Origin of the sequence: Pelomicrobium sp. G1, from assembly GCF_051905455.1 — a bacterium.
Classification (GTDB): domain Bacteria; phylum Pseudomonadota; class Gammaproteobacteria; order Burkholderiales; family UBA6910; genus Pelomicrobium.
Genome location: NZ_JBQACR010000003.1, coordinates 270,252 through 288,045, shown reverse-complemented (window position 1 = coordinate 288,045; position 17,794 = coordinate 270,252). Strand labels below are relative to the sequence as shown.

The window sequence follows — 17,794 nt, the reverse complement described above, 5'->3', positions numbered from 1 at the left end:
CTTGCCCCGTGTCTGCGGGTGTTCAAAGGTCATGCCCGCTATAGCTCAAATTGAAGCTTTTGTTGATCAGGGGAAAGTCGGGGACAATGTTGCCCAGCACCGCGTGCTCCAGCACCGGCCAGTTCTGCCACGAGGGATCGTGGGGATGGCAGCGATGGATACGACCGTTCTCGCCCAGGTGCAGGGCCACCAGCACCTCCCCGCGCCAGCCCTCCACCCAGCCCGCGCCGAAGGCGTCCGCCTCGAGGACGCCGAGATGCTCCCGTACCGGCCCGCCGGGCACGTTTTCCAGCAGCTCGCGCACGAGCCGCAGGGATTCCCGCACCTCTTCGAAGCGCACCGCCACCCGGGCGGCCACGTCGCCGTTGCGGTGGGTCGCCATCTGCACCTCCAGGAGATCGTAGGGCGGCACGGGAAACCGCACCCGCAGGTCCCATGCCAGCCCGCTCGCCCGGGCGACCAGGCCGGTGGCCCCCAGTTGCTCGGCCAGGGCAGGCGGCACCCGCCCGCAAGCGATGTAGCGGTCCTGCACCCCCGGGTGCTCGTCGTAGATCGAGCGCAGGCTGTCCACCTCCGCTTCCAGCCGCTCGCACAGCGCGAGGAGCCTCCCCGGGCCTTTGAGGGGTAGGTCCCGGGCGACCCCGCCCGGGACCACCAGGTCCATGAGATAACGGTGGCCGAAGAGCTCGGCGTTCAAGCGCAGCAAATCCTCCTTCAGCCGCCAGAACTGGGCGAAGCCGAAAGCGAGCGCCACGTCGTTGCCCAGATAGCCCAGGTCGCCCAGGTGGTTAGCGATGCGCTCCAGCTCCAGGGCGAGCCCCCGCAGCCAGGCCGCCCGGGCCGGGATTTCCACCCGGGCGGCGCATTCCGCCGCCATGGCGTAGGCCCAGCCGTAGGCGACCGTGGCGTCCCCCGATACCCGGGCGGCGAGCCGTGCGCCTTCCTCCACGGTCTTCCCCTCGAACAGCTTTTCGATCGCCTTGTGCTTGTAGCCGAGCCGCTCCTCCAGCTTGAGGACCTTCTCCCCCACCACGGAGAAACGGAAATGGCCGGGCTCGATGGTGCCGGCGTGCACCGGTCCCACCGGGATCTCGTGCACCCCGTCCCCTTCCACCCGCACGAAGGGATAGTCGTCGGGTTCGCCGGCATGCTGAGCGCCCAGCGGAAAGTCCTTGCGCAGCGGGTACGCCCGCTCGGGCCAGGCGCCATGCCTCAGCCAGGGACGCGTATCCGCAGCGCCGTCCGCAGCGATCCCCAGCAGGTCGTGCACCGCCCGCTGCATGCGGCCGGCCGCCGGGAAGATGCGGGATACGTCCGGATAGCGGGGCGGCGTCTCCGCCAGGGGCAGGCTGAGGATGAGCAGCCCGTCGGGAACCAGCAAGGCCGCGTGCACCGCGAAGCCGCCCGAGCGGGACCGCTCGTCCGATCCCCACAGCGCCACCAGCCGCCCGCCGGCGGCGCGGGCGCGCTCCATGGCCCCGCGCCATTGCGCCTCGTCCACCTGGGCGTGCCAGCCGGGGTAAGGCGCGGCGAGGGGAACGGCGTTCAAGCGGGCGAAGGGCATCTCGTCCTGCGCTCCCTCATCCTGCCCCGCCGATCATGGCCGCCGCTTCCCTGTACCAGGCGGCGAGGAAGGGCGGGATGTACAGCCCCAGCATCAGCACCAGGGCGAGGTGCACGAACACCGGCGCGATCGCCGGCGGGTGGGGCAGCCGCCGGGCAGTGGTCTCGCCGAACACCATCGGTTGCACCCGGCCGAATATCGAGGCGAAGGCGATCCCCAGGCCCATCAGCAGGAAGGGCGTCGCCCAGGGGTGCTCGCGCATGGCGGTGGTGAGGATCAGGAACTCGCTCGCGAACACGCCGAAGGGCGGCAGGCCCACGATGGCGAGGCTGCCGATCGCCAGGCCCCAGCCCACGGTGGGGCTCACCTGCAGGAGCCCCCGGATCTCGTCCATCACTTGCGTGCCCGCCTTCTGGGCCGCATGGCCGACCGCGAAGAAGATGGCAGACTTGGTGAGGGAGTGCACGGTCATGTGCAGCAGGCCGGCGAAGCTGGCCACCGGCCCGCCCATGCCGAAGGCGAAGGTCATGAGCCCCATGTGCTCGATGGAGGAATAGGCGAACAGGCGCTTGATGTCCTTCTGCCGCGACAGGAAAAAAGCCGCCACCACCACGGACAGCAGCCCGAAACCCATCATCAGGGCACCGGCGAAACCGCTCTCGAGGGCCCCGTCCACCAGCACCTTGCAGCGGACGACCGCGTACAGGGCCACGTTGAGCAGCAGCCCGGAGAGCACGGCGGAGATGGGCGTGGGCCCCTCCGCGTGGGCGTCCGGCAGCCAGTTGTGCACCGGCACCAGGCCTACCTTGGTGCCGTAACCTACCAGCAGGAACACGAACGCCAGGGAGAGCACGGTGGGCTCGAGCCCCGCCTTCATGGCGTCCAGGTGGGTCCACAGGAGGGTCACCTCCCCCTGCCCGCCGATCACCCGCTCGGCGGCGAAGTACAGGAGCACGGTACCGAACAGGGCCTGGGCAATGCCCACGCCGCACAGGATGAAATACTTCCACGCCGCCTCCAGGCTCGCCGGCGTGCGATAGAGGGACACCAGCAGCACGGTGGTGAGGGTCGCCGCCTCCATCGCCACCCACAGGATGCCCATGTTGTTGGCCAGCAGCGCCAGCAGCATGGTGAAGGTGAAGAGCTGGTACATGGCGTGGTAGAGCCGCAGCCGCCCGGGGTTGAGCTTGCCGTGGCGCTCTTCCACGCGCATATAGGGCCGGCTGAAAAGGGAAGTGGTGAAGGCGACGAAGGCAGTGAGCACCACCAAGAACACGTTGAAGGGGTCGACGAAGAGCTCGTCCTCCCAGGCGAACCGGGGGCCGCTTTCCAGCACCCGGAAGGCGAGGACAAGGGAGGCGGCCAAAGTCGCGAAGCTGGCGGCGGCGTTCGCCTCCGCCGCCCAGGGGCGATGGCCCACCAGCGCCAGCAGCAGGCCGGCGGCGAGCGGAATTGAAAGAACGGCGAAGATCTCCACCTTTCAGCGCTCCCGCAGCCGCTCCATGTGGCGCAGATCCAGGCTGTCGAAGGTCTCCCGGATCTGGAAGAAGAAGATGCCCAGGATCAGCACCGCCACCAGGATATCGAGGCCGATGCCCAGCTCCACCACCATGGGCATGCCGTAGGTGGCGCTGGTGGCGGCGAAGAAGAGGCCGTTCTCCATGGCCAGAAAGCCGATCACCTGGGGCACCGCCTTGCGCCGGGTGATCATCATCAGGAAAGCGAGCAGCACGCACGCCAGGGCGATGCCGATGGTCCCGCGGGTGATGGTGCCGGCGAGCTGGGAGATGGGCAGCGCCAGGTTGAAGGCTAGCACCACCAGGACGATGCCCACCAGCATGGTGGTGGGGATGTTGATCAGGGTCTCCACGTCCCACTGGACGTTGAGCCGGTGGATCAGCCGGTGGAGGATCCACGGCAGCAGCAGCACCTTGAGGGCGAGGGTGATGAGCGCCGACCAGTAAAGGTGCCCTTGTTCCGTGGACACCGCCACCACCAGGGTGCTCAAGGTGAGCACCGCCCCCTGGGCGGCGAACAGGTGGATCAACGACAGGATCCGCCGCTGGGACAGCATGGCGAAGGCGATCAGGAGCAGCAGCGCCGCCAGCAGGTGGATGAGTTGGGTGGCGAGCGACGGCATGGGCCTCAGGCTCCGAGCAACAGCAGGGTGAGCATGCCCAAAACCGCCAGCAGGAAAGCGGTCCCCAGGTATTCGGGAACGCGAAACACCCGCATCTTAGCCGACACGGTTTCGATCAGGGCGAGGCCGAACCCCGCCAGAGCGAGCTTCGCCACCAACGCCACCAGGGCCACCGGCACCAGGAGCCACTGGCCGGCGGGTGCGATGCCCCACGGCACGAAGAGCGCGATGCCGATGGCGGTGTAAGCCATGAGCTTGAGGGAAGCGGCCCATTCGATCATCGCCAGATGCCGGGCCGAGTACTCCAGCACCATGGCCTCGTGGATCATGGTGAGCTCCAGGTGGGTGGCTGGGTTATCCACGGGGATGCGGGCGTTCTCCGCGAGCAGCACCATGATGAACGCCACCGCGGCGAAGGCGAGGCTCGGGTAGATGGCAAACTCCCGGTGCGCCAGCGTCTCCACGATGGTGGTGAGCCCGGTGGACTGGGAGATGAGGGAGGCGGTGAAGAACACCATGAGGAGCGCCGGCTCAGCCAAGAACGAAACCAGCATCTCCCGCCGCGCGCCGAGGCTGCCGAAAGCCGTGCCGATGTCCATGGCAGCGAGCGCCAGGAACACTCGGGCGAGGGCGAATACGCCCACCAGCGCGATCACGTCCGCCGCTGGTGCAAACGGAAGGTCGGTCGCCAAGATCGGCACGATGGCCAGGGCGAGCAGCATGCAGCCGAACACCACGTAGGGCGCCGAGCGAAAGAGGGGCGAGGCGCTGGCGGCAATGACCGCATCCTTGTGGAACAGCTTGACGATGGTGCGGTAGGGCTGGACGAGGGGCGGCGCTTTGCGGTTTTGCAGCCAAGCCCGCCATTGGTTGACCCAACCCAGGTAGAGGGGCCCTAAGGCGACCGCCACCGCCAGTTGCAGCGCCTGGGAAGCGAGGGCACTCAGCGCGTCCAGCCAGCTCATCTTCAGTGCACGAACAGCAGCAGCAGGAGCAGCGTGCCGAAGCTGTAAAGAAGATAAATATGGATACGCCCGTGTTGCAGCACGCCGATCAGGGCCGACAAGCGCTCCACCGCCCGGGCGACCGGCAGGTACAGCCAGTGCCACAGCCGGTCCTCGACTTTCAGGTAGTACACCGGGCGCTCGTCGAAACCCGTGGGGAGCTGGCGTTCGGTGCGGAAAAAGGCCTCGAAGATCTGGCGGATCGGCTGGCCGAAGCCCTCGGCGGTGTCCTGCATGCGGGGGTTGAGCCCGGGGAAGCCGCAGTCCCAGGGGTCCGTCCGGCGCAGCCGCCCGTGATAGAAGCGCTTGACCAGGAGCACGGTGAGGACCACAGCGAGGAGGATGACCAGCAGGAACAGGAGCGGGGCGTAGCTCGCCCGCTCGGGGGCGACCGGGGTGAGAAACCACCAACTGCCGCCCGCCGCGCTCGGCGCGAGGCTCGCCGGGACCAGGACCTCGACGGCGGGGCTCAAGGCGACGATGGCCGCCACCGGGAAGACGCCGAGCAGCACGCACGGCAGGGCCAGCCAGGCAAGCCCGGCCAGCTCCCACGGGCCCGCGTCGTGGGCCTCCTTGAGCGTCTCCTCCCGCGGCTGGCCGAGGAAGATGACCCCGTAGAACTTCACCATCACGTAGGCGCCGAGGGCCGCCGAGAGGACCACCGCGGCGGCGGCCAGGGGGATCAGCATGACGAGATAGGTGTTGGGAAGCCCCGGGGAGAAGAGGAAGGCCTGCAGCAGGAGCCATTCGGAAACGAAACCGTTCAGGGGCGGCAGGGAGGCGATGGCCAGCACCCCCACCAGGGCGAGGCCCGCGAGCCACGGCATGCGGTGGATGAGCCCGCCCAGCTTGCCCAGGTTGCGGCTGCCGGTGGCGTGCAGGACATGCCCGGTGGCGAGGAACAACAGGCTCTTGAACAGCGCGTGGTTCAGGCAGTGGTAGAGGGCGGCGGTCAAGGCCAGGGCGGCGAGAAGACTCAGGCCGTAGCCGTGGAATACCAACGATAGACCCACTCCCGTAATGATCGCCCCGATATTTTCGATGGACGAATAGGCGAGCAGCCGCTTCATGTCGGTCTGCACCGCGGCGAACAGCACGCCGTAGAGCATGGTCACCAGCCCGAGGACAAGGGCAATCACGCCCCACCACCAGAGCTCGATCCCGATCAGATCGTAGGCGACCCGCAGCAGCCCGTAAACGGCGGTCTTGAGCATCACCCCGCTCATCATGGCGGAAACCGGCGAAGGCGCCGCCGGGTGGGCCTCGGGCAGCCACACGTGCAGCGGCACGAGGCCCGCCTTGGCGCCGAAACCCGCAAGCGCCAGCAGGAACGCCACGGAAGCCCAGAACGGGGAATGGGCGATGCCGCGCATGGCGGCGAAGGTGTAATCTCCCCCGCCCGCCTGCAGCACGCCGAAGGCGAGCAGGATGGCGATCGCCCCGACGTGGGCGATCAGCAAGTAGAGGAAGCCGGCCCGGCGGATCTCGGGGATGCGATGCTGGGAGATGACCAGAAAGTAGGAGGCTAGCGCCATGGTCTCCCACGCCACCATGAAGAGGTAGGCGTCGTCGGCCATCACCACCAGCGCCATGCCGGCGAGGAACAGGTGATACTGGAGGCACAGTAGCCCCGGGGCGGTCCCTTCGCCGCTGCGGAAGTACCCGGCGGAGAACAGGGAAATGCCCGCGGACGCGGCGCCCAGGAGCAGCAGGAAAAAAGCGGACAGGGCGTCCAGCCGCACGTGGAAAGGGAGATCGGGCAGGCCCAAGGGCAGCACCTGGCTTGCGGCGGGAGCGTGCATCGCGCTCAAGCCCACGGCGAACAGCACGAAGCCCCCCGCCGCTCCCAGGGGGAAGAGGAGGTGCCCGACGAAGCGCACGCTGTGCGGGCGAAGCAGGCCGAGCAGCCCGACGGCGATCCACCCAGACACCACCGCCAGCGAGGCGGCCAACGCTAGGCCAGCCGCGGCCTCAGCGGCCATTGTAAGCACCTTGAATCTTCATGCACTTCCGGCCTTCTCCCTGGAAAGAAGAGCCGGCCATTCGGTCGATTCCAGACTTGACATATGTTAATCTTATTATCATCCTACACATTAGGAATGTAAATATGATGCGTAGCCAATGCCTACCGAAGAACGGACGGCCCGGCTGACCGTCCTCATCGATCCGCGCAAAAAAGCGGTCTTCGAACGCCTGTGCGCCCAGGAAGACCAGACCCCTTCCCAAGTCGTGCGGCGTCTGATTCGGGGGTACATCGAGCAGCGCCTCGGCCGGCCCTGGAAACCCGGGGAGACCGTGGAGGACACGCTCCGGGACCTGCCTTGAGAAGCCGGCCACCGGCCGATCCGTACCAGGCCGGAGCGCCAAGAAAAAAGGCGGCTCACGCCGCCTTCTCGCGGGAACTTGCGTAGCGCTACGGCTTCAAGTACACGAAGCCGTACTTCGCCTGCAGCAGGCCGATCTCGGCCACCCCGGAGGGCACGATGTCCGCCTCCGGAATCACCTTGCTCTTGTCGATCTTGCGCGAGACCAGGGTGTTGTTGCACACCTTGAACTCGACGCCCCGCTCCTTGAGGGTCTGCACCGTGACCTGGTACGGGTTCTTGTTCTTGTCTTCCGCCCCCTCCAGCAGAAAGTCGATCCCCTTTCCGTGGGTCACCACCACGATCTTGGACTTGGGATCGGCGTCCAGGTGGTTGCGCACGTTGCGCAGGGCCGCCATCGCGTTTTCGCTGTCGTTGATGTGGTAGACCACTTTCTGGCTGTAGTCTCCTTCGTAACCTCCCGCTTTCGTCGGGACGGCGACGCCCAACAGGGGGGCCGCCGCCAAGGCGGCCAACAATGCGCGCTTGCTCTTGACCATGGTTCCATGCCTCCTCGTCACGTTATCCATCGGTAGTCGGCCGGGACATGCCGGCAGCCGGGACTTGCCCGCGCCACCGGCCGACCTTCAAGCCGTTCCCGCCAGAAAATACTCAAGAAACCGCGGTTTTATTCCCGAGCCGGTAGAATCCCGGGAATAAGACGGCGACAAAGCCGGTAAAAAAGGAAGAAGGTGCGTCTGAGGGGCACAAACGAGCGCTTCGAGCGGCTGGTCATGGCACACATGGACGCCGCGTACAATCTGGCGTACTGGATCACCCGAGACCCCCACGAAGCCGAGGAAGCGGTGCAGGAAGCGATGCTGCGGGCCTACCGGTTTTTCGATTCGTTCCATGGCGAAAACGGGAAGGCTTGGCTGCTGGGAATCGTCCGCAACACCTGCTACACCCTGTACAGCCGCAACCGGCCGTCCCGGGAACAGGAGGCGTTCGACGAGGAGCAGCACACGCCCAACGGCCCGGCCTGGGAGTTCGCCCTCTCCGATCCCGAAGCGGCGGCGATCCGGCACGCCGAGCGGGACTTGGTGAACCGGGCCATCGAGGCGTTGCCGGCGGAGTATCGGGAAGTGCTGGTGCTGCGGGAGCTGGAAGGGATGTCCTACAAGGAGATCGCCCGGGCCCTGGGGATTCCCATGGGCACGGTGATGTCCCGGCTCGCCCGGGGACGGAGCCTGATTCAGCGCGCCCTGGTCGCCCGCTTCAGACAGGAAGATCGGGGATGAACTGCCACGAAACGCGAGAGCTGCTCCACGCCTATGTGGACGGGGAGCTGGACCTGGTCACTTCGCTCGCCCTGGAGCGGCACCTGGCCGGATGCGCCGCCTGCCGGGGGCAGCAATCCGCGGCCCTGGCGGTGCAGAAGGCCATCGCTCGCGGCGCGGCCCGTCATCCGGCGCCGCCGCGCCTGCGGCGCGGGGTACAGCGCCGGCTCCGGACCCTCCGGGACGCCCACGGCGGGAGCGGCTGGCGCCGCTGGCTCTTGCCCGTTACCCTTCCGGTCGCCGGCGCCGCGCTGGCCCTCGCCCTGTGGGTGGGAATCCTGCCACCCGAACAGGCTCCCTTCGCCGCGCCCGCGGTGGAGAAAGTGGTCTATCACATCAACGACAGCGGCACCGCCGCCGCCGCGCTGCGCAATCTCTCCAACCACCTGGAGCAGTCCCCCAACGCCCGCATCGTGGTGGTGGCCCATAACGACGGGGTCGATTTCCTTCTGCAAGGCGCCCGGGACAGCGAAGGCCGGCCGTTCGCGATCATGGTGTCGGAGCTCAAGGCCCGGGGGGTGGACTTCCGGGTCTGCGGCAACACCCTGACCCGCCGGCACATCGAGCCCGCCCGCCTCATTCCCCAGGCCACCCTGGTGCCTTCGGGAGTCGCCGAGATCGCCCGGCTCCAGACCCGGGAAGGCTTCCGTTACTTGAAGCCCTGACCCGGCTTCAGGACCGGAAACTCTCCCGCCGGTTACAATGGAGCCGCGGGCGCCGCACGATAGCGCCCGGTCGATACCGAAATCGAACCGCGTGAACGTCTGCAAGCATCTCGTGATCCGCGGCCGCGTCCAGGGAGTGGGGTTCCGCTACTCCATGGTGCGCAAGGCCCGGGAGCTGGGCGTCACCGGCTGGGTGCGAAACCTGCGCAGCGGGGACGTGGAAGCCATGGTGGAGGGCAGCCCGGAGGCGGTGGAGGCCATGATCGCCTGGGCGCGCAGAGGCCCGCCGGGCGCCCACGTCGCCGCCGTGGACATCCGCGAGGGGGAAGGCAGCTACGCGGATTTCGACATCCGGTAGTAGGCGCGAGACGCCGGCCCACGAGCAACGACGCCCGAAACACGAACCCCGGGCTACTCGTCACCTCCTTCGGCGTCATGGGAGACCGTCCGGCCGTCCTGGTCCAGATCGAGGACGCGCACGGCGCCGCGGGCGAGACGGCAACGCCTGAGCTCCGCGAGAACGGGCACCTCCGCCAGGGCCTTTTCGGGAAGCTTGTCCCAGTCGATGCCCTCCGGCGCAGGAAGAGGGTTGGGCGCCTCGATCGTTCCCTCCGGCGTGACGATCAGGGAAACCGGCAGATCGTGGGCCTCGACGGAAAGTCGTCGAGAAGCTGAAGCGGGTGCACGGTGGTGGCGACCGGCATCGGCGGATTGCCCAGCTTCCGCAGGATCCCGTACTCCAGACCCCGCCTCCAGCGCGGACGCCTTGTCCTTGAAGCCTAGTATCAGAGCAGCCGGGCGAGGGCGGGCGGCGCGTGGCTCTTCAACAGCACATTGGCGAGCTCCCACTGCCGGGCGGCGGGGAGGGTTTCCAGGAACCGCGCTTCGCCCGCGCTCAGCACGGCCAGGGCCGCCCCGTCCCGGTACAGCACCCGATTCGCGGCAAGGGCCGGCACCCGCGGCCCAGGCACCAGGAGGCCCACCAGATTGAGGGGATCGGCGCCGCTCACGCATACCAGCTCCCCGTTCTTTTCCTCCCGGCGGGTGTCCCGCAGCAGCCCCACCGCCTCGGGAAGGGCGAACTGCTCGCCGGCAAAACCGTCGACGAAGCGGCCACCCCGGATCTCGCCTCGGGCCTCCAGGCGACGATAGGCCATGAGCAACTCCCGCCACGGGGGCAGGACATCGGCCTCCCGGTAAACCAGCTTCCAGAACACCACCCCATATCGCTTGAGCAGGGTCCGGGCAGCGTGCTCCACGGCCTGAGGGTCGAAGCCCGCACCCGGCCGGCCGGCCGGTTCCCCCAGCCGGCCCACGAGGAACCAGCGGCCCGCGTCTTCGATGCCGAACAAGGCGGTGCGCCGCCGGCGTTCCCCTCCCCCGCCCATGGGCCGGCGCCGCCCGGCGGGGAGCAGCAGGGCCCGCAGGCCCGCGAAGCTGTCGCAGCTCGCGAGACCCCACGCGGTAAGCTCCCCCAGGGCCTCTTCCACATAGGTGCGCGGCAGCCGCGCCCCGTCCACGATCTCGTCGAAGAAGGACGCTCCGTGGGCGGCGAGATGCTCCAGGACGGCCCGCGCCCGGGAGCTCAGGCGCAAGGCGGCCGGATCGATCTTGGGAGCGAGCTTCGCCCAGTGGTTCAGGTGGCGGCGCAGGACCAGGGTCACCGGCGTCGCTCGCACCGGCCCGGCCACCCGTTCCCGCTCGGGCGAAAGCCGCTGGGCGTCCACCCGCATCCACGCCACCCGGCCCGCCAGACACAGGTCGTCGAGCCAGACCGGGTCGTAGCCGGCCACCCGGGCAGGCAGGATTTCCGACTCCCAGGCCACCGCCGGCGCCTCGAATCCCTCCAACTGGGCGATCACCGCCGCTACCGCATCGGGTCCCTCCATCCGCTCCCCGGGCGCGAGGCGCTGCCAGCGCAGGAGGAAGCGCAGGAAATCGCCGCTGACCACGGGCTGGATTTCGCTGCGTAGGCGCTTCAGGGTATAGCGGTGGATGCGGGCGAGGAGCCCGCGCTCGCACCATTCGTCCTCGGTCGCGCCGGGGGTGAAGCGCCCGCGCAGGGCGAACCCCTCGGCCTCCAGCCGGGCGAGGGCCCCTTCCACCGGGCCCGCCGGCAGCGCGCCGGCCGCCGCCAATCCCCGCGCGGTCACCGGGCCCAAGCCCTCCAACCGTCCCCGCACGATTTCCGTCAGCGCCTCCTCCGGCGTCCAGGCCCGGGCCGCGTACTCCGGGGGCGCTTCCAGGGCCGGCGTGACCGCCCGCTCGGGGTACAGGGATTGGAACTGGGGTAGCCGCTCGGCGGCGATCCACAGCCCTCCCCTTGCGCCCCCCAGGTCCAGCCGCCCGGCCCGCCGCTGCCGGGCGAGGGCTTCCAGCAGGGCGCACCAGGAAGGCTGCCGTTCCACTTCCGCGTCGCTCAGGTAACCGAGCCAGAGCAGGGCATCATGCAGCTCGTCCGCCGTTTCGGCTTCGGGCCAGGCCTCTTCCCGCACCCGGGCGATGGCTTCCGGGTCGAGCCGCCCCAGATCGGCGGCCGTCTGCGGGTCCAGCCAGCGCCGGCTGACGACCGCCTGGGTGCGCCGCTCTTCCAGGGGCGCGTCGTCGAGGAAGGCGTAGGGCCGGGCGGAGAGAATCTCCAGCGCCAGGGGGGAAGGCGAGGTGAGATCCCGGGCGATCACCTGCACCTCCCCCCGGGCCAGGGCGGCGAGCAACCGCTCCAGGCCCTCCACGTCCATCGCCTCGAACAGGCAGTCGGCGATCGCCTGCCGCACCAGGGGATGGTCGGGGATTTCCCGGTCGCCCACCAGGTTCTCGCCGCAGGCCACCTGGTCGGGGAAAACCGCTGCCAGCAGATCCTCCGCCGCCAGGCGCTGGAGCTGGGGCGAGACCCTGGCGCCGCCCCTGAAACGGGGCAGCGCCAGGGCGATGGTGGCATCCCAGCGCCAGCGCGTGACGAACATGGGGGCGTCTAGGAGCGCCTGGGTGAGGAGCTTGCGCACCTCTTGGGCGTTCAAGTAGCCCACCACCTCCTCTAGCGGAAAGCTGTGGGCCGAGGTGAGGGATAGGACAATGGCATCCTCCGTGGCGGCGGCCTGGAGCTCGAAGTTGAACTTGCGGCAGAAGCGCTTGCGCAGCGCCAGGCCCCAGGCCCGGTTCACCCGGCTGCCGTAGGGGGAGTGGATGACGAGCTGCTGCCCGCCGAGCTCGTCGAAGAAGCGCTCGAACACGATGCAATCCTGGCGGGGCAGGCGCCCCAGCGCCGCCCTGGCCGTCGCGTAATAGTCGACGAGCTGGGTGGCGGCTTCGGGAGCGAGGCCCACCGTCCCCACCAGCCACTCCAGGGCGCGGGCCCCGCCCTCCTCGCCGGCCGTCCCCGCGAGGCGCGCCTCGATCTCGGCCCGCAGGCGGGACACGGCGAACGACACTTCGTCGGTTCGCGCCGGCGCCTCCCCCAGCCAGAAGGGGATGCCGGGCGGCGCGTCTTTCGCGTCCTCCACCCGCACCCGCCCCGCTTCGATGCGGAGAATCCGGTAGGCCACGTTGCCCAGTTGGAACACGTCCCCCGCCAGGCTCTCCACGGCGAAGTCCTCGTTCACCGTGCCCACCACCTGGCCGCCAGGCTCCAGCACCACCTGGTAGTCGGCGGTGTCGGGGATGGTGCCGCCGCTGGTGAGGGCTGCGAGCCTCGCCCCCCGGCGGGGCTTGAGCCGCCGGTTCACCGCGTCCCGATGGATGTAGGCCCGGCTGCGGCCGCGCTTACCGTGGAAGCCGTCAGCCAGCATCTCCACCACCTGGCGATACTCCTCCCAGGCGAGCCCCCGGTAGGGCCAGGCGCGGCGGTAGCATTCGTAGAGGTCCTGCTCGTCCCATTCCCGGCAGGCCACCTCCGCGGCGATCTGCTGGGCCAGCACGTCCAGGGGTTTTTCCGGGATGGTGAGGCGGTCCAGCTCGTCGCGCCGCACCGCGTCCAGCAGCGCCGCACACTCCGCCAGGTCGTCCCGGGAGAGGGGGAACAGCCGCCCCTTGGGCACGCCGCCCACCCGGTGTCCCGAGCGGCCCGCCCGCTGGAGCAGCCCGGCGATGGAGCGGGGAGAGCCGATCTGGCACGCCAGATCCACGAAGCCCACGTCGATGCCCAGCTCCAGGGAAGAGGTGGCGACCAGAGCCTTAAGCTCCCCGCGCTTCAGCCGCTGCTCCGCCTCCAGCCGCCGCTCCCGGGAAAGGCTGCCGTGGTGGGAGGTCACCCGTTCCTCCCCGAGCCGCTCCGAGAGGTGCCGCGCCACCCGCTCCGCCAGGCGCCGGGTATTCACGAACACCAGGGTGGTGCGGTGCTCCTCGATCAGGGCCGCCAGGCGGTCGTAGACCTGGCTCCACACTTCCTGGGACATCACTGCCTCCAATGGGGAGCCCGGCACCTCGATGGCGAGATCCCGCTCCCGGGCGTAGCCGGTGTCGATGATGGTGCACGCCTCGCCCCCCGTCAGGAACCGGGCCACCTCCTCGATGGGCTTCTGGGTCGCCGACAGCCCGATGCGGGTGAGCTTGGCGGAGGCGAGGGCCTGGAGCCGCTCCAGGGAAAGGGCAAGGTGAGCCCCGCGCTTGTTGGGCGCGAGGGCGTGGATCTCGTCCACGATCACGCTTCTTACGGTGGCGAGCATTTTTCGGCCCGAGTCGCTGGTCGCCAGGATGTAGAGGGACTCGGGCGTGGTCACCAGGATGTGGGGCGGGCGGCGGCGCATGCGCTCCCGCTCGGCCTGGGGCGTGTCCCCGGTGCGCACCAGGGTGCGGATCTCCACCAGGGGCAGTCCCAGCGCCTCCAACGCTTCGCCGATGCCGATGAGGGGCAGCTCCAGGTTGCGCTGGATGTCGTTGGACAGGGCCTTCAAGGGCGAGACGTACACCACCTGGGTCTCGTCCTTAAGGCCCTCTTCCAGGGCCTGGCGCACCAGGGCGTCGAGGGCGGCGAGAAAGGCCGCCAGGGTCTTGCCCGAGCCCGTGGGCGCGGCGATCAGGACGTGACGGCCCTCGCGGATGGCTGGCCAGGCGCGGGCCTGGGGCTCCGTGGGCGCGGCGAAGGTGCGCCGGAACCAGTGGGCGACGGCGGGGTGGAAGGCGTCCAGGGGCATGGGCGGAGGTTAGCCGCGGCCGCACAGTGGATCAAGCGGTGGCTGCCGCTCTTCCCGGAGATGGCCGATCCCGGATTCGGGCGACGGCTCTGCAACGCCGCATTGCGCTGGGACAAACCCTGGAGGGCCGCCGGCTCTACATCACGTTTACCTTGCGGCGTGAGGGCACGCGCATCCGCGTGATCTCTCGGCTTGCGACATACCTCGGAGAAAGAGGGAACTCTATGAAAAGGAAGCTTAAGGCACAGCCCCGGTTTCGCAGCGAAGCCGCGGAAAGAAAGTTCTGGGAAAGCCACGACAGCACGGAGTATGTCGACTGGTCGAAGGCGGAACGGGCGGTTTTCCCCAACCTGAAACCGTCGCACCGGAGCATTTCCCTCAGGTTGCCGGTTCACATGCTGGAGTGGATCAAGGGGGCGGCCAACGCGCGGGACGTACCGTACCAGTCCCTCATCAAGATGTGGCTGGAGGAGAAGCTTTCCGCCTGATCCAAGTCCCGAGCGCGGGCGCCCTTCACGAACCCACCTCGCCGCTTTCCTCCCGGGTTTCGCCTTCTCGCGCCTTCGGTGGCTCGGCGGGCAGGGGCGCGACGGCGGGGACCTCGGGCGCCTGGCAGCCGGTGAGGCAGCACCGGCCGGGCTGGCGATTGCGGGTGATGGCGCGCCCAGGGCTCGCCAGCGCTTCCCGTTCCAGCAGCCGCTCCACCAGGTCCACCTTATTGCCCAGGGGGTAGTGGCGGAAGATTTCCATCTTCATCGCTTCCGGAGAACCACCGCCGTGCAGCGAGATGACCGAGTACCAGCCGCCGGCGTAGGAGGCGGTCACGTCCTCCAGGAGCCGGGCCACCTCCATGCGTTTTTCATAGGGAATGTCGGGTCGGCCCCGCAGCACCTCGGCCAGGGTTCCCGCGGTGTGGGGGTTGTGGTCCTCCTCCGGCCCGGGCAGCGCCACCACCAGTCCCCCGGACACGTAGTGGGCGATCCGGTGCATGTCGTAGATCTGGGTCGAGAGGAGGAGCTTGCCCACGTTGGCGAATACGGGCTCCGGCTCGAATCCACCCGACGGGTCCCTCATCCCGTAGACCGAGGCCGCCACGCCGCAGGCGAAAAAGCCCTCCACGATCTTGATCAGCTCCACCATGGCGTCGCGCAGATGATGGACGCGGTCCAGGTCCAGCCCGTTCGCCTCGCACATGAGGGCCCCCGCGCCGATCAGCAGGTCCCCGAACCCGGCCCGGGCGCCGATGCAGGAATGGCGATGGTGGGTGGCGTAGGTGCGGGTGAGATACTCGGAGTGCTCCCACTCGCCGGCGAGGAACACCCGCTCCCAAGGCACGAACACCCGGTCGAAGTGCACCACCGCGGTGGTCTGGCCGTAGCGGGCACTAAACCTGGCGCCAGGTTCCCCCGGCCGTCCCGCCGGCCGCGCCACTAGAGTGATTCCCGGCGCGTCCACCGGCACCGCGCAACACACGGCGAAGTCCGCATCCCGCTCGGTCATATTCCGGCACGGCATCACCAGCAGCTCGTGGGCTAGGGGCGCGCCGGTGACGATCGCCTTCACCCCCTGGATCACCAGGCCGTCGGCGCGCCGCTCCACGATGCGCACATAGCTCTCCGCGATCGGCTGCTCGTGGGGGCGGAGGCTGCGGTCCCCCTTGCCGTCGGTCATGGCCACCGCGCAGGTGAGGTCCCCCTCCTCGACGAAGCGCAGGTACTCCTGGAGCCGCGGGTGGTACTCGGTGCCCCGGTCCTGGTCGAGCCGGTAGGTGGACTGGAAGATGGCGTTGAGGGCGTCCTGGGTGAGATAGCGCTGGGCGCAACCCGACGCCTGGCACACCAGGCGCACCGCCTCCAGCTTGTTGAGGAGGTCCGCCCCGGAACGGTTGATGTGGAGAAAGCGGTTCACCACCCGCCCGCCCGGGGCCTGCTGGGCGGTCATCACCGGGCGCAGCCGCTCGTTGCGCGCGAAGTCGTAGGTCACGCCGATGGCGTTAAGTCCCGGGGCGAACAGGGGCTCGTCGGGCACGCTCTCCACCCGCCGGCCGTTGACGAACACCCGGGGCTTGTGCTTTCGCAGGGATTCCCGATAGTCGGCGGCGGACATCAGCATGGCGGCACCCTCCGGATGGCAAGGCATACAGAAAAGCCCGGCGCTTTTAAATTGTTACACGCCCTCCCGCCCCCTTAGGGAAAGGTCGGCGGGCAAGCGGAAACGGACCGGGGAGCGGTCGGCGCGGAACCCGGGCTGCCCCGTGGTATCCCGGCCGCCGGGCGCTCAACCGCTCGCGAGCTCCTTGGGCCGGCCGCGCTCGTCCACGGTGCGCAGCACTACCGGCCGGCGCCAGACCCGGTGGACGTACTGGATCACCTTGCGCGCCCGCTCCAGGTCCAGGCCGCGACCATCGAGCTGATGGTCGTGGGTGAGCTCCAGCGTGCCGTCCAGGTGGACGTGGGTCACGGCGACCGACGGGGCGCCGAAGTTGAACTTGGGCGCGAGCAGCTTTTCCCGCAGGGTTTCGATGTCCCCCTGCTCCACCCGGATGTCGCCCCCGGGGGCCGCCACGTACTCGAACAGGCGCAACTCCTCGGCCAGGTCCTCGGTCAGGTAATTGCGCACGAAGCTGAAGTCGTCGTCCTCCTGCATGACCTGACGGGCGAAGGGTGCGCCCCGCTCGGCCACGATGCTCTCCCACATCTTGAAGCCCAGGTGGTACGGGTTGATGGTGAGGGCGATCTCCCGCCCCCCGGCGTAGGGGCGCACCACGTCCGAATGGGCCTTGATCGCGTCCAGGTAGACCTGCTGGGGGAGAAAATCCGCCTTGCGCAGGAGCTGGGCGTGCCAGAAGCTCGCCCATCCCTCGTTCATGATCTGGCAGGCGAACACGGGGTAGAAGTAGAAGGACTCCTCCCGCACGACGAGAAAGATGTCCCGCTCCCAGCCTTCCAGCTCCGGCGCGTAGTGGGCGATGAACCACAGCAGATCCCGTTCGGGCGCGGGGGGCACCGGCGCGCGCTTGCGCTCCTTGGGGGGAGTCGGCCTTTCCCGCCCGCCGGCCAGCTTGTCGAAGCGGCTCATGAACTCCCCCGACACCGGCGGGGCCTTCTCGGGCAGGTATTCCGGGTAGCGCGGCCGCCGCAGGCCCAGGTGCACGTTCACGTACTGCTCCAGAGCGAGGGCCGCGTCCAGCACGGCTTCCACCCGCGCCTCCCCGTAGACCTCGATCGCTTCGGTGATCTGGCGGGCGTGGGCGGCCGCCTGCTCGACGATGTGGTAGCCCACCTCCTCCTGGGTCCGTTTGAACAGCAGGTTGTTCTTGGCGAAATCGGCGTGGCCCAGGACGTGGGCCATCACCAGGGTGTTCTCTTCGAGGCTGTTGCGCTGGGCCAGGTAGGCCCGGTTGGGGTTGCCGGGAAAGACCACCTCGAACAGCCGCGAATGCCCCATGCGGTGCTGGACGAACTGGTAGATGTAGCGCACGCCGAAGGACCAGTGGGGCATGCGCACCGGCAGCCCGTAGACCGCCACCTCGGTCATAAAGCTGTCGGGGACCGTCTCGAAGCTGACCGGGTAGTAGTCGAGCCCCTCCTCGCGGGCGAGGCTTTCGAGCTTGGCGCAATAGCTGGCGAGGGAATCGTCCATGGGGTCG

At 68.8% G+C, this 17,794-nt stretch carries 14 protein-coding genes; 5 read left to right on the top strand and 9 right to left on the bottom strand.

What is annotated here, in order from left to right:
* Positions 1-22: 22 nt before the first annotated feature.
* Genes ACTFO6_RS05050 through hyfB form a run of 5 tightly spaced genes read right to left on the bottom strand, consistent with a single transcriptional unit; the run spans position 23 to position 6,690 of the window.
* Positions 23-1,564, bottom strand: coding sequence for a hydrogenase large subunit (locus ACTFO6_RS05050; RefSeq protein WP_439933353.1), 1,542 nt, complete (start codon positions 1,562-1,564; stop codon positions 23-25).
* Between the two features lie 16 nt (positions 1,565-1,580).
* Positions 1,581-3,041, bottom strand: a complete 1,461-nt coding sequence (locus ACTFO6_RS05045) for a hydrogenase 4 subunit F (RefSeq protein WP_439933352.1) — start codon at positions 3,039-3,041, stop codon at positions 1,581-1,583.
* Between the two features lie 3 nt (positions 3,042-3,044).
* Positions 3,045-3,704: a formate hydrogenlyase gene (locus tag ACTFO6_RS05040; protein WP_439933351.1), complete on the bottom strand. Its 660-nt coding sequence runs from the start codon at positions 3,702-3,704 to the stop codon at positions 3,045-3,047.
* A 5-nt stretch (positions 3,705-3,709) separates the two neighbouring features.
* Positions 3,710-4,669, bottom strand: a complete 960-nt coding sequence (locus tag ACTFO6_RS05035) for a respiratory chain complex I subunit 1 family protein (RefSeq protein ID WP_439933350.1) — start codon at positions 4,667-4,669, stop codon at positions 3,710-3,712.
* 2 nt (positions 4,670-4,671) lie between these two features.
* Positions 4,672-6,690, bottom strand: coding sequence for a hydrogenase 4 subunit B (gene hyfB, locus ACTFO6_RS05030; protein ID WP_439933349.1), 2,019 nt, complete (start codon positions 6,688-6,690; stop codon positions 4,672-4,674).
* Positions 6,691-6,829: 139 nt separating this feature from the next.
* Between hyfB and ACTFO6_RS05025 the strand changes: the two genes are divergently transcribed.
* Complete coding sequence (locus ACTFO6_RS05025) at positions 6,830-7,033, top strand: CopG family transcriptional regulator (protein ID WP_439933348.1); 204 nt, start codon at positions 6,830-6,832, stop codon at positions 7,031-7,033.
* An 88-nt stretch (positions 7,034-7,121) separates the two neighbouring features.
* On the opposite strand, the gene ACTFO6_RS05020 is transcribed toward ACTFO6_RS05025, so the two are convergent.
* On the bottom strand, positions 7,122-7,571 hold the full coding sequence (locus ACTFO6_RS05020; protein WP_439933347.1) for a DsrE family protein: 450 nt from the start codon (positions 7,569-7,571) through the stop codon (positions 7,122-7,124).
* A gap of 192 nt (positions 7,572-7,763) precedes the next feature.
* Between ACTFO6_RS05020 and ACTFO6_RS05015 the strand changes: the two genes are divergently transcribed.
* From ACTFO6_RS05015 to ACTFO6_RS05005, 3 genes are all read left to right on the top strand, one after another.
* Positions 7,764-8,312: a sigma-70 family RNA polymerase sigma factor gene (locus tag ACTFO6_RS05015; RefSeq protein ID WP_439933346.1), complete on the top strand. Its 549-nt coding sequence runs from the start codon at positions 7,764-7,766 to the stop codon at positions 8,310-8,312.
* On the top strand, positions 8,309-9,016 hold the full coding sequence (locus ACTFO6_RS05010; RefSeq protein WP_439933345.1) for a zf-HC2 domain-containing protein: 708 nt from the start codon (positions 8,309-8,311) through the stop codon (positions 9,014-9,016). The genes ACTFO6_RS05015 and ACTFO6_RS05010 overlap by 4 nt, the downstream gene beginning before the upstream one ends.
* Positions 9,017-9,107: 91 nt before the next feature.
* Positions 9,108-9,374, top strand: a complete 267-nt coding sequence (locus ACTFO6_RS05005; RefSeq protein WP_439933344.1) for an acylphosphatase — start codon at positions 9,108-9,110, stop codon at positions 9,372-9,374.
* 427 nt (positions 9,375-9,801) lie between these two features.
* Here ACTFO6_RS05005 and ACTFO6_RS05000 read toward each other — a convergent pair whose 3' ends face one another.
* Positions 9,802-14,145 carry a DEAD/DEAH box helicase gene (locus ACTFO6_RS05000; RefSeq protein WP_439933343.1) on the bottom strand — a complete coding sequence of 1,448 codons (4,344 nt, stop codon included), beginning with the start codon at positions 14,143-14,145 and terminating at the stop codon, positions 9,802-9,804.
* Between the two features lie 224 nt (positions 14,146-14,369).
* Between ACTFO6_RS05000 and brnA the strand changes: the two genes are divergently transcribed.
* Positions 14,370-14,633, top strand: a complete 264-nt coding sequence (brnA, locus tag ACTFO6_RS04995; protein WP_439933342.1) for a type II toxin-antitoxin system BrnA family antitoxin — start codon at positions 14,370-14,372, stop codon at positions 14,631-14,633.
* Between the two features lie 25 nt (positions 14,634-14,658).
* On the opposite strand, the gene ACTFO6_RS04990 is transcribed toward brnA, so the two are convergent.
* Together ACTFO6_RS04990 and ACTFO6_RS04985 are read right to left on the bottom strand one after the other, a co-directional pair.
* Complete coding sequence (locus ACTFO6_RS04990) at positions 14,659-16,257, bottom strand: 4-hydroxyphenylacetate 3-hydroxylase family protein (protein ID WP_439933341.1); 1,599 nt, start codon at positions 16,255-16,257, stop codon at positions 14,659-14,661.
* Positions 16,258-16,422: 165 nt separating this feature from the next.
* Positions 16,423-17,787: a SpoVR family protein gene (locus ACTFO6_RS04985; protein WP_439933340.1), complete on the bottom strand. Its 1,365-nt coding sequence runs from the start codon at positions 17,785-17,787 to the stop codon at positions 16,423-16,425.
* Positions 17,788-17,794 lie beyond the last annotated feature (7 nt).

Bases quoted from the DNA above. Each gene is read 5' to 3' on its own strand.
- ACTFO6_RS05050 (WP_439933353.1), bottom strand. From the start codon at position 1,564: ATGCCCTTCGCCCGCTTGAACGCCGTTCCCCTCGCCGCGCCTTACCCC.
- ACTFO6_RS05040 (WP_439933351.1), bottom strand. From the start codon at position 3,704: ATGCCGTCGCTCGCCACCCAACTCATCCACCTGCTGGCGGCGCTGCTG.
- ACTFO6_RS05035 (WP_439933350.1), bottom strand. From the start codon at position 4,669: ATGAGCTGGCTGGACGCGCTGAGTGCCCTCGCTTCCCAGGCGCTGCAA.
- hyfB (WP_439933349.1), bottom strand. From the start codon at position 6,690: ATGGCCGCTGAGGCCGCGGCTGGCCTAGCGTTGGCCGCCTCGCTGGCG.
- ACTFO6_RS05025 (WP_439933348.1), top strand. From the start codon at position 6,830: ATGCCTACCGAAGAACGGACGGCCCGGCTGACCGTCCTCATCGATCCG.
- ACTFO6_RS05020 (WP_439933347.1), bottom strand. From the start codon at position 7,571: ATGGTCAAGAGCAAGCGCGCATTGTTGGCCGCCTTGGCGGCGGCCCCC.
- ACTFO6_RS05010 (WP_439933345.1), top strand. From the start codon at position 8,309: ATGAACTGCCACGAAACGCGAGAGCTGCTCCACGCCTATGTGGACGGG.
- ACTFO6_RS05000 (WP_439933343.1), bottom strand. From the start codon at position 14,145: ATGCCCCTGGACGCCTTCCACCCCGCCGTCGCCCACTGGTTCCGGCGC.
- brnA (WP_439933342.1), top strand. From the start codon at position 14,370: ATGAAAAGGAAGCTTAAGGCACAGCCCCGGTTTCGCAGCGAAGCCGCG.
- ACTFO6_RS04990 (WP_439933341.1), bottom strand. From the start codon at position 16,257: ATGCTGATGTCCGCCGCCGACTATCGGGAATCCCTGCGAAAGCACAAG.
- ACTFO6_RS04985 (WP_439933340.1), bottom strand. From the start codon at position 17,787: ATGGACGATTCCCTCGCCAGCTATTGCGCCAAGCTCGAAAGCCTCGCC.